Origin of the sequence: Curtobacterium flaccumfaciens UCD-AKU, assembly GCF_000349565.1 — a bacterium.
Taxonomy (GTDB): domain Bacteria; phylum Actinomycetota; class Actinomycetes; order Actinomycetales; family Microbacteriaceae; genus Curtobacterium; species Curtobacterium poinsettiae.
Map to the genome: position 1 here is coordinate 14,765 of NZ_KB714608.1, position 15,276 is coordinate 30,040.

Annotated in this window: 11 protein-coding genes; 6 read left to right on the top strand and 5 right to left on the bottom strand. The window is 69.8% G+C overall.

Annotated elements, in window-relative coordinates:
- Positions 1 to 293 precede the first annotated feature (293 nt).
- From H489_RS23285 to H489_RS23295, 3 genes are read left to right on the top strand one after another with little or no spacing between them, the layout of a single operon-like run.
- Entirely contained in the window at positions 294 to 1,940 is a 1,647-nt protein-coding gene (locus tag H489_RS23285; RefSeq protein WP_017886079.1) for a glycosyltransferase family 2 protein, read from the top strand.
- Complete coding sequence (locus tag H489_RS23290; RefSeq protein ID WP_017886080.1) at positions 1,933 to 3,495, top strand: glycosyl hydrolase; 1,563 nt, start codon at positions 1,933 to 1,935, stop codon at positions 3,493 to 3,495. Before H489_RS23285 ends, H489_RS23290 begins: the two co-directional genes overlap by 8 nt.
- Positions 3,492 to 4,919 (top strand): UDP-glucose dehydrogenase family protein, encoded by a 1,428-nt coding sequence (locus H489_RS23295; RefSeq protein WP_017886081.1) that lies wholly within the window; start codon positions 3,492 to 3,494, stop codon positions 4,917 to 4,919. Before H489_RS23290 ends, H489_RS23295 begins: the two co-directional genes overlap by 4 nt.
- 342 nt (positions 4,920 to 5,261) lie before the next feature.
- Here H489_RS23295 and glnA read toward each other — a convergent pair whose 3' ends face one another.
- Positions 5,262 to 6,686 carry a type I glutamate--ammonia ligase gene (gene glnA, locus H489_RS23300; RefSeq protein ID WP_017886082.1) on the bottom strand — a complete coding sequence of 475 codons (1,425 nt, stop codon included), beginning with the start codon at positions 6,684 to 6,686 and terminating at the stop codon, positions 5,262 to 5,264.
- Between the two features lie 142 nt (positions 6,687 to 6,828).
- Here glnA and H489_RS23305 point away from each other — a divergent pair, with 142 nt between their 5' ends.
- Positions 6,829 to 7,284 carry an RDD family protein gene (locus H489_RS23305; protein WP_017886083.1) on the top strand — a complete coding sequence of 152 codons (456 nt, stop codon included), beginning with the start codon at positions 6,829 to 6,831 and terminating at the stop codon, positions 7,282 to 7,284.
- A 528-nt stretch (positions 7,285 to 7,812) separates the two neighbouring features.
- Here H489_RS23305 and H489_RS23310 read toward each other — a convergent pair.
- Positions 7,813 to 8,529, bottom strand: coding sequence for a DUF4191 domain-containing protein (locus H489_RS23310; protein WP_031259256.1), 717 nt, complete (start codon positions 8,527 to 8,529; stop codon positions 7,813 to 7,815).
- Between the two features lie 128 nt (positions 8,530 to 8,657).
- Here H489_RS23310 and H489_RS38030 point away from each other — a divergent pair, with 128 nt between their 5' ends.
- Positions 8,658 to 9,536, top strand: coding sequence for a hypothetical protein (locus tag H489_RS38030; protein ID WP_167578284.1), 879 nt, complete (start codon positions 8,658 to 8,660; stop codon positions 9,534 to 9,536).
- Between the two features lie 87 nt (positions 9,537 to 9,623).
- Here H489_RS38030 and sucB read toward each other — a convergent pair whose 3' ends face one another.
- The 3 genes from sucB to H489_RS23330 all read right to left on the bottom strand — a co-directional run bounded on the left by sucB (position 9,624) and on the right by H489_RS23330 (position 14,220).
- The gene (gene sucB, locus H489_RS23320) at positions 9,624 to 11,126 is read right to left on the bottom strand and encodes a 2-oxoglutarate dehydrogenase, E2 component, dihydrolipoamide succinyltransferase (RefSeq protein WP_017886085.1); all 1,503 of its coding nucleotides are present in this window, start codon (positions 11,124 to 11,126) and stop codon (positions 9,624 to 9,626) included.
- A 73-nt stretch (positions 11,127 to 11,199) separates the two neighbouring features.
- Positions 11,200 to 12,573 (bottom strand): dihydrolipoyl dehydrogenase, encoded by a 1,374-nt coding sequence (lpdA, locus tag H489_RS23325; protein ID WP_017886086.1) that lies wholly within the window; start codon positions 12,571 to 12,573, stop codon positions 11,200 to 11,202.
- A 156-nt stretch (positions 12,574 to 12,729) separates the two neighbouring features.
- Complete coding sequence (locus H489_RS23330) at positions 12,730 to 14,220, bottom strand: leucyl aminopeptidase (protein ID WP_017886087.1); 1,491 nt, start codon at positions 14,218 to 14,220, stop codon at positions 12,730 to 12,732.
- A 76-nt stretch (positions 14,221 to 14,296) separates the two neighbouring features.
- On the opposite strand from H489_RS23330, the gene H489_RS23335 reads away from it, so the two are divergent.
- Positions 14,297 to 15,226: a proteasome assembly chaperone family protein gene (locus H489_RS23335; protein WP_017886088.1), complete on the top strand. Its 930-nt coding sequence runs from the start codon at positions 14,297 to 14,299 to the stop codon at positions 15,224 to 15,226.
- Positions 15,227 to 15,276 lie beyond the last annotated feature (50 nt).

Genomic DNA, 15,276 nt, shown 5'->3' on the forward strand with positions numbered 1-15,276 from the left:
CCTGCTGACCTGGGCTTTCCGTCGGAGTCGGCCCGTGCCTCCAGGCCGCACCTGTTGCCCATCCGGACGACGGTCGTCGGAACAGCGGTCCGCAGGAGTGCTGTCAGCACGACGGGGGACTGCTCCGACCGGCCGAGAGGGGGACCGGTGTGTACCCCGTAACACGCCCGTAACGCCCCCGGACGGGGGTCGCGTTGCGGCGGCCCCCAGGTTCTGCATCAATGGCATCACCCGAACCGCCCTGATTCCCCGATGAAGCGGAATCTCCACCTCGAACGTTGAAGCAGGGATCAGTGTTCACCTTCATTCTGCAGATCAGGCAGATGGTCGAAGGCCACCCCGAGTTCTACCTGTTCGCCGTGTACTCCGCGGTGATCTGGTTGCTCTGGTTGCTCAAGGTCGTCATCTCCGCCCGCTACCGCCCCTTCACCGGCACCTTCGTCGGTACCACCAGCGTCGTCGTCCCCGTCGTGGACGAACCGCTCGACCTGTTCCGTGACGTCATCGGCCGCATGGTCGAACAGCGGCCCGGCGAGATCATCGTCGTCATCAACGGAGCCCGCAACGAGGCGCTCGAAGAGGTCTGCGACGAGTTCGCCCCGCTCGTCCGCTGGACCCACACGCCCATCCCGGGCAAGCGGAACGCCGTCAAGGTCGGCACCGAGATGTCCAACGGCGACATCACCGTGCTGGTCGACTCCGACACCGTCTGGACCCCCGGCGCGCTCGAGGAACTCCTCCGGCCGTTCGCCGACGAGTCCGTCGGCGGTGTGACGACCCGCCAGCGCATCCTCGAGCCGGAGCGCAGCTGGATCACCCGCTGGGCCGACTGGCTCGAGAACTCGCGGGCGCTCTACTCGATGCCGGCACAGAGTGTCCTCGGGCAGATCGGCTGCCTGCCCGGGCGCACCATCGCGTTCCGCCGGAGCATCCTCATGCGGGTCATGGACCGGTTCATGCACGAGAAGTTCATGGGCGTGTTCCTCGAGGTCTCCGATGACCGCACGCTGACGAACCTCACGCTCAAGGAGGGGTACCGCACCGTCTACCAGTACACGTCGCTGGTCTACACGGACGCCCCGCTGCAGGTGAAGAAGCTGTTCAAGCAGCAGCTCCGCTGGGCACGTGGATCGCAGTACAACACGCTGCGGATGCTGCCGTGGATGCTCGGCCACGCCCCGATCCTGGCGGCGTTCTTCATCACCGACATCATCCTGCCGTTCATGCTCTTCGGCGTGATCGCGGGCTGGATCTACCGCGCCTTCACCGGTCAGGGCGAGAACCTGTACCAGGGCATCCTGTCGCAGTACGGGTTCTCGACCGGCTTCGTCTACGTCGCGGCGCTCATGGTGATCTCGAGCGTGCTGAGCATGGCCATCCGCCAGATGCGGCACCTGTCCGAGAAGCCGAGCGACTTCTTCCGCCTGCCGATGTTCATCATCGTGTCGACGTTCTTCCTCATGCCGATCCGGCTCATCGGCTTCTTCCGCCTGGCGCACGCGTCCGGCTGGGGGACCCGTGCCGGTGCCTACGCCGGTGGTCCGATGCAAGAGGAGCCTGCGGACGCCGCCCAGCCGTTGTCGTCCACCGCGCAGGTGCCGGTCAGCCCGATCGACGCGGAACGTGCCCGGATGGCCGGAGCGGGCGCAGGTCCGTCCGGTTCGGGCTCGGGCTCGGGTTCGCCGTCCCCGCTCGAGACCGTCGACCAGGTGGCCGTCGACCGTGCGTTCGACGAGCTCTTCGGCGCCGACGCGGCGACCAACTCCACCACCACCGTGCTCGCCACCCGTCGCGAGGCCGCAGCCGCGGTCGCGCAGCAGGAGGCCCAGCGAGCAGCTGCGCCGGCTCCCGCCCGAGCCCGCCGCTACAACCCGTACGCAGCGATCCCGTACGTGATCGGCATCGCGATCTTCGCCCTGGAGGCGTTCCTCATTGTCTGACTTCATCCGTTCCTCGAGTGCTTGGTGGGCGCAGTCCAGCAAGCACGCCCGCCGGACGGCCATCGGCACGACGGCCATCGTGCTCGCCCTCGGCCTCATCACCTGGTCGGTGTGGATCTCGCCCTCCGGCCCCGTCTCCACCGCCGTGCACCAGGCGCTCGGCGTCGAGGCGCCGAAGGCCAAGAAGGTGTCCGCCGCCGAGCTGCAGACGCAGCTCGACGCCGCCCAGGAGCGCATCTGGTCGCTCGAGGGCAAGCTCGACTCCCGCACGGCCCAGGCCGGGTCGCGCGGTGACCAGATCACGGAGCTCAAGGCGCAGATCGCGTCGCTCCAGTCCCAGCTCGGTGCCGCGAAGAGCTCGGGAGGCTCGTCCAAGGTCGACGCCGCGGGTTCCGGCAACAACGGGTCGGGCTCCGGCGGATCCGGCGCGGGTTCCGCCGGCGGGTCCGGGTCGGGTCCGTCCGACAACGGGTCCGGCAGCGGTTCCGGATCCGGCAACGGATCCGGCTCGGGCAGCGGTTCCAAGCCGAACCCCGGCCCCTCGACCGATCCGGGTGCCACCCCGGTCGTGACGCCGACGAAGGCCGAGATCCTCGGGCAGCAGTCGCGCTGGTACGGCCTCTACACCGCGCAGTCGCCGTTCAACTGGGCCGAGTACGACGAGGTCTCCCAGCAGGTCGGCACCGCGTCGAACATGACCGGCTTCTTCCAGGGCTTCGACCAGGAGTTCAACGCCACCGCGGTGCAGCGCTCCTGGGCCAACGGCCGCGTGCCCCTGATGACGTGGGAGACGGTGCCGGCGCAGACCAGCAACGATCAGAAGTACGTCCCCGGGTACACCAACGAGGACATCTCCGGCGGATCGTTCGACGCCTACCTGACGAAGTACGCCAAGGCGCTGAAGGCCAACGGGCAGCCGATGGTCATCCGTCTCGACCACGAGATGAACGGCTCCTGGTACAACTGGTCCGAGGGTGACGCGCAGAAGAACCCGGCTGGCTCCTACGTCAAGATGTGGCAGCACGTGCACGACGTCTTCCAGGCGAACGGTGCGAACAAGTACGTCATCTGGGACTGGTCCCCGAGCCGTATCGACAAGCTCGGCAACCCGAAGTACCAGACGCTCGACTACATGCGGCAGTACTACCCGGGCTCGGACTACGTGGACTGGGTCGGCATGAGCGGCTACTACCGCGACGCCGACGAGCAGCCGTCCTTCGCGAACACGTTCGGAGCGACGCTCGCGCAGCTCCGCCAGATCGCGCCGGGCAAGGGCATCATGCTCAACGAGATCGGGGCGACCGAGACCGGCACCAGCGTCGCGAACCCGCAGAAGACGCAGTGGATCGACTCGCTCTTCGACGCGCTGGCAGACCCCGCCAACAAGGACATCGTCGGCTTCGCGTACTTCAGCGAGACGGCGACCACGATCATCGACGGCAAGCGCACCACGAACGACTGGCGTCTCAACTCCCGCGCCGATTCCCTCAAGGCCTTCGCCGAGGGCATCAAGCGCAACGACATCGACTACGACCTGCAGGAGGTCACGCAATGAGCGAGTCCAAGAAGTCGACCGCATCGGCCGACACCCGTCCCGCACCCGTCATCAGCGTCATCGGCACCGGCTACCTCGGTGCCACCCACGCAGCCGCCATGGCCGAGATGGGCTTCGAGACGATCGGTGTCGACATCGACCCGTCGAAGCTCGCCGCGCTGTCCGCCGGCGAGGTCCCGTTCTTCGAGCCCGGGCTCCCCGAGCTCATCACGAAGCACGTCGCCAGCGGCAAGCTCCGCTTCACCGCCGACATCGCCTCGGCCGTCGCCGCCGCGGACGTCCACTTCGTCTGCGTCGGCACCCCGCAGAAGGCCGGATCGCACGCCGCGAACCTGGCCTACGTCGAGAGCGCCACCCGCGGTGTCGCCGAGAACCTCACCCACCCCGGGCTCATCGTCGGCAAGTCGACGGTCCCGGTCGGCACGGCATCGCGGCTCCGCGGCATCGTCCGCGAGTTCACCCCCGCCGGCATCGACGCGGAACTCATCTGGAACCCCGAGTTCCTGCGCGAGGGCAAGGCCGTCGAGGACACCCTGCACCCGGACCGCCTGGTCTGGGGCGGCGCGTCCGAGGCTGCCGACGCCGTGATCCGCGAGGTCTACGCCGCACCCATCAACGAGGGCACCCCGGTCATCACCACCGACCTCGCCACCGCGGAGCTCGTCAAGGTCAGCGCGAACGCGTTCCTCGCCACGAAGATCTCGTTCATCAACGCGATCTCCGAGATGTGCGCCATCACGGGCGCCGACGTCTCCACGCTCGCCGACGCCCTGGGCCACGACGCCCGCATCGGCCGGAAGTTCCTGAACGCCGGTCTCGGCTTCGGCGGTGGCTGCCTGCCGAAGGACATCCGGGCCCTCATGTACCGCGCCAACGAGATCGGCGCCGGACAGGTCGTCGGGCTCATGCAGCAGGTCGACGAGATCAACATGGGGCAGCGCCAGCGGGTCATCGACATGGCGATCGACTCGGCCGGGGGGTCGGTGCTGAACCGTCGCGTGGCCGTCATCGGCGCCGCGTTCAAGCCCCTGACCGACGACGTCCGCGACTCCCCGGCGCTCAACGTCGCCGCTGCGCTGCACCTCCGCGGCGCCCAGGTGACGCTCTGGGACCCCGAGGCGATGGAGCCCGCGAAGCGCTCGTTCCCGACGCTGAGCTACGCCGAGTCGATGACGGACGCGATCGAGGGCGCCGACGTCGTCCTCGTGCTCACCGAGTGGGACGACATCATCACCGCCGACCCGGTCGCCCTCGGTGACCTCGTCGGCCGCCGCGTCGTCATCGACGCGCGCAACTGCCTCCCGGTCGCCGACTGGGTCAAAGCGGGGTGGACCGTCCGTTCCCTGGGACGTCCCACGCCGGTCACGGGTGCACCCGTGAGCGTCGCAGCGGGGACGAACGACGCGTTGGCCACGAGCCGCTAGTCACCGTTCGCGAGACGGGGTCCGTGCCGGGCGGCTCGGGCCCCGTTCCCGTGCGCCCGGGGGCGCCTGGTCTGTCCGGGCGTCCATGGTCGGAAGTTCTGACCAGGGACGCCCGATTCCGCTTCCCAGTCCAGCTGCGATGGGAAGGAACGTGCGTCGCGACCAGCCTGGAGGCCCGGTGCCCGCCCGCCGGACCGGCACCGGGCCTCCAGGCGGTCGCGTCCGCACCCCGCGCCGAAGCGACACATTCCTGCGGATGGTTCGCGGCACACTGTCGCTGTCGCGGCACAGAGGAAGGGCCCCGCACCTGACGGTGCGGGGCCCTTCCTGTGTCAGCGAGACTCAGACGCCGAAGTACAGCTCGTACTCGAACGGGTGCGGGCGCTGGGCCAGCGGGAGGATCTCGTTCTCACGCTTGTAGTCGATCCAGGTCTGGATGAGGTCCTCGGTGAAGACGTTGCCCTTCGTGAGGAACTCGTGGTCGGCCTCGAGCGCGTCGAGCGCTTCGTCGAGGGACCCGGGGACCTGGGGGATGCCCTTTGCCTCTTCCGGCGGGAGCTCGTACAGGTCCTTGTCGACCGGCTCGTGCGGCTCGATGCGGTTCTGGATGCCATCGAGGCCCGCCATCAGCTGCGCGGCGAAGGCGAGGTACGGGTTGCCGGAGGCGTCGGGCGCACGGAACTCGATGCGCTTGGCCTTCGGGTTCGTGCCCGTGATCGGGATGCGGATCGCTGCCGAGCGGTTGCCGGCCGAGTAGACCAGGTTGACCGGGGCCTCGAAGCCCTTGACCAGACGGTGGTACGAGTTGATCGACGGGTTGGTGAAGGCGAGCAGCGCCGGAGCGTGCTTCAGGATGCCGCCGATGTACCAGCGGGCGAGGTCCGACAGACCGCCGTAGCCGTTCTCGTCGTAGAACAGCGGCTTGCCGTCCGACCAGAGCGACTGGTGGGTGTGCATGCCCGAACCGTTGTCGCCGAAGAGCGGCTTCGGCATGAAGGTGGCGACCTTGCCCCACTGGTCGGCCGTGTTCTTGACGATGTACTTGAACTTCAGGATGTCGTCCGCGGCGTGGACCATCGTGTCGAACTTGTAGTTGATCTCCTGCTGACCGCCGGTGCCCACCTCGTGGTGCGAACGCTCGAGCTCGAAGCCCGCATCGATCAGCTTGAGGGTGATGTCGTCGCGCAGGTCGGCCGTCTTGTCGACCGGCGACACGGGGAAGTAGCCGCCCTTGTAGGGGGTCTTGTTGGCGAGGTTGCCGCCCTCTTCGTCACGACCGGTGTTCCAGGCGCCCTCTTCGGAGTCGACCGCGTAGAACGACTCGTTCTGCGTGACCGAGTAGCGGACGTCGTCGAAGATGTAGAACTCGGCCTCGGGGGCGAAGAACGCGGTGTCCGCGATGCCCGTCGACGCGAGGTACTTCTCGGCCTTCTTCGCCACCTGGCGCGGGTCGCGGCCGTAGATCTCGCCGTTCCGCGGGTTGTAGATGTCGAAGATCATGATGAGCGTGCGCTCGGCGCGGAACTGGTCGACGTACGCCGTGGTGACATCGGGGATCAGCTGCATGTCGGACTCGTGGATCGACGCGAAGCCGCGGATGGAGGAGCCGTCGAACAGCTGGCCGACCGAGAAGAAGTCCTCGTCGACGGTGGATGCCGGGATGTTGAAGTGCTGCTGCACACCGGGCAGGTCCGTGAAGCGGATGTCGAGGAACTTGACGTCGGTGTCCTTGATGAAGGCCAGGACCTCGGAGGAATCGCTGAACATGGGGCCGATCTCCAATGGGTTGGGTGATGTCGGAGGCACCGGTCAAGGCACCCTCCGACGAGGCTATTGACACGGGGTTTCCCGGACATGACTGGTTTGTTTCGGGCGTGTTACGCCCAGGTGGTCGCCTACGCTGGGGACCATGGCCCGCAGCACCTCCAGTCCGTCCGCGCCCTCCGAGCACCCGGACGGGTGGCCGGGCAAGGACCTCGGGCTGCCGGAGGAGGGGCCCCGCAGCGTCGGGCGCATCGGCCGCCGCGTCGTGGCGCTCCTGATCGACGGCGCCCTGGCTGACCTCGTCGCCTACGTCACCGGCGTGTGGTCACCGGTGAACGGGTCCGGCGACATCGCCCACACCTGGATCCAGCTCGCGATCTTCGCCGTCCTGCAGATCCTGTTCATCTGCCTGCTGTCCGGGTCGTTCGGGCACATCTGCGTCGGCCTGCGGGTCGTCCCGATGCGTGGGGGCTACGTCGGGGTGTGGCGGCCCGTCGTCCGCACCGTGCTGCTCTGCCTGGTGGTGCCGGCGCTCATCATCGACCGCGACAGCCGCGGAGCGCACGACCGCATCGCCGGGACGGTGCTCGTCCGACGCTGATCGCGGGTGCCGCGGGTGCCGCGGGTGCCGCGGGCGTGCGGCGCGAGGGCCGTGGCTGTCCGCACGGTGCGAGGTCGATCGTCCGGAGCGAGGCTGCCTACTCCGTGCGCGACTCGTCCCCTCGCACCGAGTAGGCAACCGCGCACGGTGCGTGATTGCGCCGGGCCTCCGCCGCAGGCCCTCGCACGGTGCGAGTTTGTACGCCGGCCTTCGCACGGTGCGAGGTTGCGCGCCTGGCCTCCGCCGCCGGACGTCGCACCGTGCGAGGTTGCTCAGCTGACGGGAGGTTCCCTGCTCCGTGCGCGGCCGAAGACCCGCACCGAGCTGGCAACCTCGCACGGTTCAGCGAAGGTCGCACCGTGCGGACCCGTGCGGACCCGCGCGGACCCATGCGGACCCGTGCGGACCCATGCGGACCCGCGCGGACCCGCGCGAACGCCGCAGCCCGCACCCGCCGTCACCCCACGTCCACACGAAGACGCCCCCGACCAGGATCGGTCGGGGGCGTCTTCGTGTGTTGCGGCTGGGTCAGCGCGGCCGTCCGGCACGGGCACGCATCGGGTCCATGCCCTTCGGGATCGAGGCCGCGGGGCTCTGCGTCAGCGAGTCGAGACGGTTCGCGACCGCCAGGACCTCGTTGCGGTTGAGCGACTTCTTGAGCTTGTTCATGGCACGGGGCAGCTTGTGCAGCGTCAGGCTCTCGCCGGAGCCGTCACCGACGTGCAGCACGTGCACGGCGACGTTCGGCACGATGCGCTGGACCTTGCGGCGCTCCTCGTCGAGCTGACGGCTGAGGTTGCCGCGCTGGCCCTCGGTGATCAGCACGACACCCGGGCGACCGACCGCGCGGTAGACCGCGGACTGTGAGCGACCGTGCACCGCGACCGGCATCTCGCTCGAGCGCCACTGCCGACGGAGCGAGTTCGACAGCACGGCGCCGACGGCACCGGGCTGGCCTTCGATCTGCGAGTAGGCGGCACGTTCAGCGAGGCGGGTGAGCACGATCAGGAAGAGCAGCACACCGAGCAGCACACCGGCGACGATCCACAGGACGACCGCGAGCCAGTTCTGCCCCGGCAGGAGCAGTGCCAGCAGGACACCGAGGACGACCGGAACGACGAAGGCGAGGGCGAACCACCAGACCGACGACGGGTCGGCCTTGCGGGTCATCTGGAAGACCTGGAACATCTGCTTGAGACGCCCCGGCTCCTTCGCCTTCTTGTCTGTGGAAGAGCTGCGTGCCATGGGAACAGGATACGGCCTCCGTGCGCCGGGGGAGACCGCCGCATGTCCGGCTGTGTGCGAACACGTCTTGTCCACAGGTGGTGCCGCACAGCCTGGAGGCCCACCACACCCCCGCCACGCTGGTCACCATGGAGACGATGACCGACCACCACCCGGATCGCTGGATCGCGACCGGTGACGACACCGACGTGCTCACCTGGGTCGCCGACCGCTCCGCTGCCGCCGAGCGGCACCTCGTCCCGGTGGCCGCAGTCGGCAGGACCCGGACGGGGTGTCTCGGGGTCGACCTCGACCGGCCGACCGGCACGCCGCTCGTGGCGGCGCTCGATCGGCTCGGCACGCCGACCACCGGCGTTGCGGTCACGCTGTCGGTGCCGCTCCTGGAACTCCTCGTCGCCGTGCACGACGGCGCCGTCCTGCTCGGTTCCGCCGGCATCGACGACGTCCTGGTCGACGACTCGGGCGCTGTCGTGCTCTGCGACCGCCCGACGAACGCGTCGAACGCGTCGAGCCCGACGAGCCCGACGAACGCGACGAACCCGACGAGCCCGACGAACGCGACGAACCCGACGAACGCGACGAGCCCGACGAACGCGACCCCGACGCGCACCGCGCACTCGACGGACGCCACCCGGACCCTCGTCCTCGCAGCCCGGACGGTCTGGGACCGCGTCGACCCGGCCGATCCCGCACAGCGACCGGTGCTCGACGCGCTGCAGGACGCCCTCGACGGCGACGACCGAACCGCGCGGTCGGCTCTCGAGCTGGTCCGCGCAAGTGCAGCACCCCGCCCGTTCCGGTGGACGCCGGTGCCGAGCGACCTCGTCTTCGCCGAGTCGCCGACGGCGACTCGGCAGGACGGGCTGCTCGAGCGCCTCCGCGACGTGGTCGAACACGGCGTCCCGCTCGGAACCGATCGACGACTCCCGCTCCGCCGCGTGCTCGTGGGACTCGTGGTCGCCGTCGGGTCGGTGGTCGCCGCCCTGACCCTGCTCGGGGGTGGGTGACGCGACTGGTGACGCCGAACCCACCCGGAACGGGAACGGCCCCGGCTCCCACGAGGGGAACCGGGGCCGTCGGCCGTGCTGCTGGGATCAGTACCCGAGGTTCGGGGCGAAGTTGCCCTCTTCGAGACGGTTCTTCACCGCGACGAGGTACCGCGAGGCATCCGCACCGTCGATGATCCGGTGGTCGTACGACAGCGCCAGGTAGACGAACGAGCGGATGGCGATGGCCTCCTGGCCGTCGACCTTCACGACCGCCGGACGCTTCGTGACGATGCCGGTCCCCAGGATCGCCGACTGCGGCAGGAACACCACGGGGGTGTCGAACAGCGCGCCGCGCGAACCGGTGTTGGTCAGCGTGAACGTGCCGCCGGCGAGCTCGTCGGGCTTGAGCTGGTTGTTCCGGGTGCGCTCGGCGAGGTCCGCGATGGACTTCGAGAACTGCGCCAGGTCCAGCGAGGCCGCGTCCTTGATGACCGGGGTCAGCAGGCCGCGCTCGGTGTCCACCGCGATGGAGACGTTCTCGGTCTCCGGGTAGACGATCTCGTCGCCCTCGACCGTGGAGTTGATCTTCGGGTGGGCCTTCAGTGCCTCGGACGCCGCGAGGGCGAAGAACGGCATGAAGGAGAGCTTCGAGCCGGTCTTCTCGAGGAACTCCGCCTTGTGGGCGTCGCGGAACTGCGCCACCTTCGTGACGTCGACCTCGACGACGCTCGTGAGCTGTGCGGTCGAGGTCATCGACTGCACGGCACGCTCGGCGACGACCTTGCGCAGGCGCGTCATCTTCTCGCGGGTGCCGCGCAGCGGCGACACCTCGGCGACGAACGGGCCGGACGCGGCAGCGGGTGCTGCTGCAGCCGGGGCGGCCGGGGCCTTCTCGGCGGCGGCGAGGACGTCCTCCTTGCGGATGCGCCCTCCGACACCGGAACCGGTGACCGTGGACAGGTCGACGCCCTGCTCGTTGGCGAGCTTGCGCACCAGCGGGGTGACGTAGCCGGAGGCTGCGCCGTCCTGCGTGGGGTTCGGGACCGCGGCGGCGGCCGTGGTGCTCGGCGCGGACGCCGGAGCTGCTGCCGGAGCGGCCTGGGCCGGAACGGCTGCCGGCGGAGCGGCTGCGGGCGGCGGGACGGGTGCGGCGGCCGGGACCGGCGCTGCGGCGGGCGGCGCGGACGGTGCCTGCGGGGCAGCGGGCTGCGTCTGACCGGCGGGGGCGGGCTCGGGCTCGGTGGGCTCCGGCGCGGGGGTCTCGGCCTCCTGCTCGGTGCTCGGAGCGGCCTCGGGCTCTTCAGCTTCGGCAGCGGCGGCGTTGGCGTCGTCGGAGTCGGACGAGTCCGAACCGCCGTCGGACGAACCGGAGCCGTCACCGATCTTCACCAGGGCGGTGCCGACCTCGACGGTCTCGTCCTCTGGCACGAGGATCTCCTCGACAACGCCGGCGATCGGCGACGGGATCTCGGTGTCGACCTTGTCGGTCGAGACCTCGAGCAGCGGCTCGTCGACCTCGACCCGGTCACCGACGTTCTTCAGCCATCGGGTCACCGTGCCCTCGGTGACGCTCTCGCCGAGCGCCGGGAGGTTGACGGATTCGCTCATCGGGTGGACTCCTCTTCGCGGGGGATTGCAGTGGTTGTTGATGTCATTGTCACAGTGCGCTTGCCGGTGCCGGTCACAGCGCGTGCAGCGGCTTGCCCGCGAGGTGCAGGAACGCCTCGCCGAGGGCTTCGTTCTGGGTCGGGTGGCCGTGCACCAGGGGAGCGATGTCCTCGGGGTAGGCCTCCCAGTTGACGGCGAGCTGGGCTTCACCGATGAGCTCACCGACGCGGGCGCCGATCATGCTGACACCGACGACGGGGCCGTCCACGACGCGCACGACCTTGACGGAGCCGGAGGTCCCGATGATGTGGCTCTTGCCGTTGCCGGCCAGGTTGTACTCGTACGAGTCGACCTTGTCGGCGCCGTACTGCTCCTCGGCCTTGGCCTGCGAGAGTCCGACCGACGCGACCTCGGGGTCGGAGTAGGTGATCTTCGGGATGTTCTTGTCCTCGATGACCACCGGGTTGAGGCCGGCGATCTCCTCGGCGACGAAGATGCCCTGCTGGAAGCCGCGGTGCGCGAGCTGCAGGCCGGGGACGATGTCGCCGACGGCGTAGACGTTGGGGATGTTCGTGGCGAGACGCTCGTTCGTGGTGACGAACCCGCGGTCCATCGTCACGCCGACCTCGTCGTAGCCGACGTTCTGCGTGACCGGGCCACGGCCGACGGCGACGAGCAGGACGTCACCGTCGAAGGTCTTGCCGTCCTCCAGCGTGACGACGACGCCGTTCTCGTGCTGCTCGACGCCCTGGAACCGGACACCGAGCGAGAACTCGATGCCGCGCTTGCGGAACGCACGCTCGAGCTGCTTCGACATCGACTCGTCCTCGGCGGGGACCAGGTGCGGCAGGCCCTCGACGATGGTGACCTCGGCGCCGAAGGACTTCCAGACGCTGGCGAACTCGACGCCGATGACGCCGCCGCCGAGGATGACGACCTTGTTCGGGACGTAGTCCATGCGGAGCGCGGTCTCGGAGGTGATCACGCGGCCGCCGATCTCGAGCCCCGGCAGGGACTTCGAGTAGGAGCCGGTCGCGAGCACGATGTTCTTGCCGGTGACGGTCTGGTCGCCGACCTGCACGGTGTTCTGCGAGGTCAGACGGCCCCAGCCCTCGACCACGGTGATGCCGCGCGCCTTGATCAGACCCTGCAGGCCCTTGTACTTGGAGTTGATGATGCCCTGCTGGTAGTCGATGACCTTGGGCACGTCGACACCGGCGAACTCCGCGACCACGCCGTACTTCTCGGCGTCGCGCGTCGCGTCGGCGACCTCGGCCGCGTGCAGCAGTGCCTTCGTCGGGATGCAGCCGCGGTGCAGGCACGTCCCTCCGAGCTTGTCGCCCTCGATGAGCGCGACGCTCATGCCGAGTTCGGCGGCCCGGAGCGCAGCGGCGTACCCACCACTCCCGCCACCGAGGACAACGACGTCGTAAGTCTGTTCCGTCACCTGGTGCAACTCCCTCGTGCGTGTCGGGCCGATCGGGCCCTACGTGGACACCGCGGAGGGCGGCGTCCGACGGTCGGACCGCGTGGTTCCGGTCCCGTCCCGTGCAGTACCGGTGGGAGGCGCGTCAGTGCGCCGTTCCCACCGGTACCAAACCTACTACTCGGACTGGAGGTCTTCTGCGAGAGCGATGAGCGTCCTGACCATCACACCCGTCGCACCCTTGCCCAACCAGGCGTACCCGCCGCCCTTGTTCTCCGACGGACCCGCGATGTCGAGGTGCGCCCAGGGGACACCCTCGCCCGCGAAGCGCTCGAGGAACTTGCCCGCGAGCAGCATGCCGCCGGCGGGGTTGCCGACCGTGGCGTTGACGATGTCGGCGACGTCGCTGGACAGCCGGGCCTCGAGCTCCTCGGGCAGCGGCATCGGCCAGATCGGCTCCGCGACGCCCTCGGCGACGGCGCGGACCTTCGCGACGAGGTCGTCGCTGCCCATCAGGCCGGTCGTGCGGTCGCCGAGCGCGACGACCTGGGCACCGGTCAGCGTGGCGACGTCGACGAGCGCGTCGGGCTGCTCGAGCGATGCGGCGGCCATCCCGTCGCCGAGCACCAGGCGCCCCTCGGCGTCGGTGTTGGTGACCTCGACCGTGGTGCCGTTCTTGAGCGTCAGGACGTCGCCCGGGCGGGTCGCGGTGCCGGAGGGCATGTTCTCGGCCAGGGCGAGCCATGCGGTCACCCGCACGTCGAGGCCCAGGCGGGCGGCGGCGACGGTCGCGGCGAGCACCGTGGCGGCACCGGTCATGTCGGTCTTCATCCCGAGCATCGACGCCGCGGGCTTGAGCGAGAGGCCGCCCGAGTCGAAGGTGATGCCCTTGCCGACCAGGGCGAGGTGCTTCGTCGCGGACTCCGGTGCGTACCGGACGACGACCAGACGCGGAGGCCGGGCGGAACCGCGGCCGACGCCGAGGATGCCGCCGAAGCCCTGCTCCTCGAGCGCCTGCTCGTCGAGGACCTCGACCGTGAGCGGCAGGTCCGAGGCGAACCCGGTCGCGACGTCGGCGACGTCCTGCGGCCCGAGGTCACCGGCGGCGGTGTTCACCAGGTCGCGCACGAGCGACGCGGCGTCGGCGACGATCGCCGGGCGCACCGCGGCGTCGGCGGCGACGTCGGCGGGGGCGACGACCTCGATGCGCTGGTCGCCACGGGCCGGGGCCTTGGTGCCGGTGCCCTTGTGGCGCGTGAAGGCGTACGCGCCGAGCGCCGCGCCCTCGAGGGCGGCTTCGACGAGCTCGGCGGAGTCGGTGGGCAGTGCCAGCGTGATCGAGTCGACGCGGGGGAGCTGTCGGACCGCGCTGCCGGCGGCTGCACGGATCGCGGCGGCGCCCGTGGCGGAGCCGAGGCCGATCAGCGCGACCGACTTCGCCCCGACACCGGAGGCGGGGAGTCGGACGAGCTGGTCCTTCGCGCCGGTGACCCCGATCGCGGCGAGGTCGAGGTCGGCGAGGGCGTCGACCGCTCCCAGGGCGCTGGGCGCGAGGGAAGCGGCACTGTCCGCGTCGCCGGAGGATCCCGGACGGACCCCGACGACGAGGACGTCGGCGGTGGTGGTCTCGGGGGGTGAACTGGTGGTGGAGAGCGTCGGTCGGACCATGCCCCAACCCTACCGACGGCCTGTTCGCTGTCGGCGTCGTCGTCGCGCACCGGGGACGTCGGGGGCCCCGCCTAGCATGGGGACGGTGAACCACCCTGAGGAGCTCTACACGTTCGACGCGGACGCCCCGACCGTCCCGGCGGGGTTGCACCTGGTCGCCGGGCTGACCGGGTTCGCCGATGCCGGTTCCGCCGTCGCACAGTTGACGAACTCGATCCTCGAGGACCTCGACACCGAGCTCGTCGCCGAGTTCGACCCCGACGTGCTGCTCGACTGGCGTGCCCGTCGTCCGGTCATCACCTTCGAGCACGACCACATCAGCGCCGTCGAACCGCCCCGTCTTGCACTGCACCTGGTGCGCGACGAGATCGGCCAGCCGTTCCTGTTCCTGTCGGGCTACGAGCCGGACTTCCAGTGGAACCGCTTCGTCCGCGCCGTCACCGGGCTCGCCGCCGACCTGCAGGTCGCCGACACCACCTGGGTGCAGTCGATCCCGATGCCGGTCCCGCACACCCGTCCGATCAGCCTCACCGTCTCGGGCACCCGGGCCGACCTCGTCGAGCAGATGAGCGTCTGGAAGCCCGAGACCCAGGCACCGGCGAACGTCCTGCACCTGGTCGAGCACCGCCTCGCCGAGACGGGTGCGCAGGTGACAGGGCTCGTGCTGCTCGTGCCGCACTACCTGTCCGACACCGAGTTCCCGGACGCCGCCGTCGCAGCGCTCTCCGGCATCGCCGCCGCGACCGGACTGATCTTCCCGACGGACGCCCTGCGCGAGTCGGGTCGCGAGTTCCTGACGCGCGTCGAGGAGCAGGTGGCCGGCAACGCCGAGCTGCAGCGCCTGGTCTCCGTGCTCGAGGAACGGCACGACACCTACATGGAGGGCAACCCCGTCGCGTCGCCGCTCACCGGCGTCGACGGCGAGGTGCCGACCGCCGACGCGATCGCCGCCGAGCTCGAGCGCTTCCTGGCCGACCGGCGCACCCAGGGCGACGCGACCGACTGACCGTCGCGTCGGATCCGGACGCTCCGACAGGACGGCCTGGAGGCGCGGTG

What these genes read in the sequence shown, in the direction of transcription:
- H489_RS23295 (WP_017886081.1), top strand. Translation starts at nt 3,492, where the DNA reads ATGAGCGAGTCCAAGAAGTCGACCGCATCGGCCGACACCCGTCCCGCA.
- glnA (WP_017886082.1), bottom strand. Translation starts at nt 6,686, where the DNA reads ATGTTCAGCGATTCCTCCGAGGTCCTGGCCTTCATCAAGGACACCGAC.
- H489_RS23305 (WP_017886083.1), top strand. Translation starts at nt 6,829, where the DNA reads ATGGCCCGCAGCACCTCCAGTCCGTCCGCGCCCTCCGAGCACCCGGAC.
- H489_RS23310 (WP_031259256.1), bottom strand. Translation starts at nt 8,529, where the DNA reads ATGGCACGCAGCTCTTCCACAGACAAGAAGGCGAAGGAGCCGGGGCGT.
- H489_RS38030 (WP_167578284.1), top strand. Translation starts at nt 8,658, where the DNA reads ATGGAGACGATGACCGACCACCACCCGGATCGCTGGATCGCGACCGGT.
- sucB (WP_017886085.1), bottom strand. Translation starts at nt 11,126, where the DNA reads ATGAGCGAATCCGTCAACCTCCCGGCGCTCGGCGAGAGCGTCACCGAG.
- H489_RS23330 (WP_017886087.1), bottom strand. Translation starts at nt 14,220, where the DNA reads ATGGTCCGACCGACGCTCTCCACCACCAGTTCACCCCCCGAGACCACC.
- H489_RS23335 (WP_017886088.1), top strand. Translation starts at nt 14,297, where the DNA reads ATGGGGACGGTGAACCACCCTGAGGAGCTCTACACGTTCGACGCGGAC.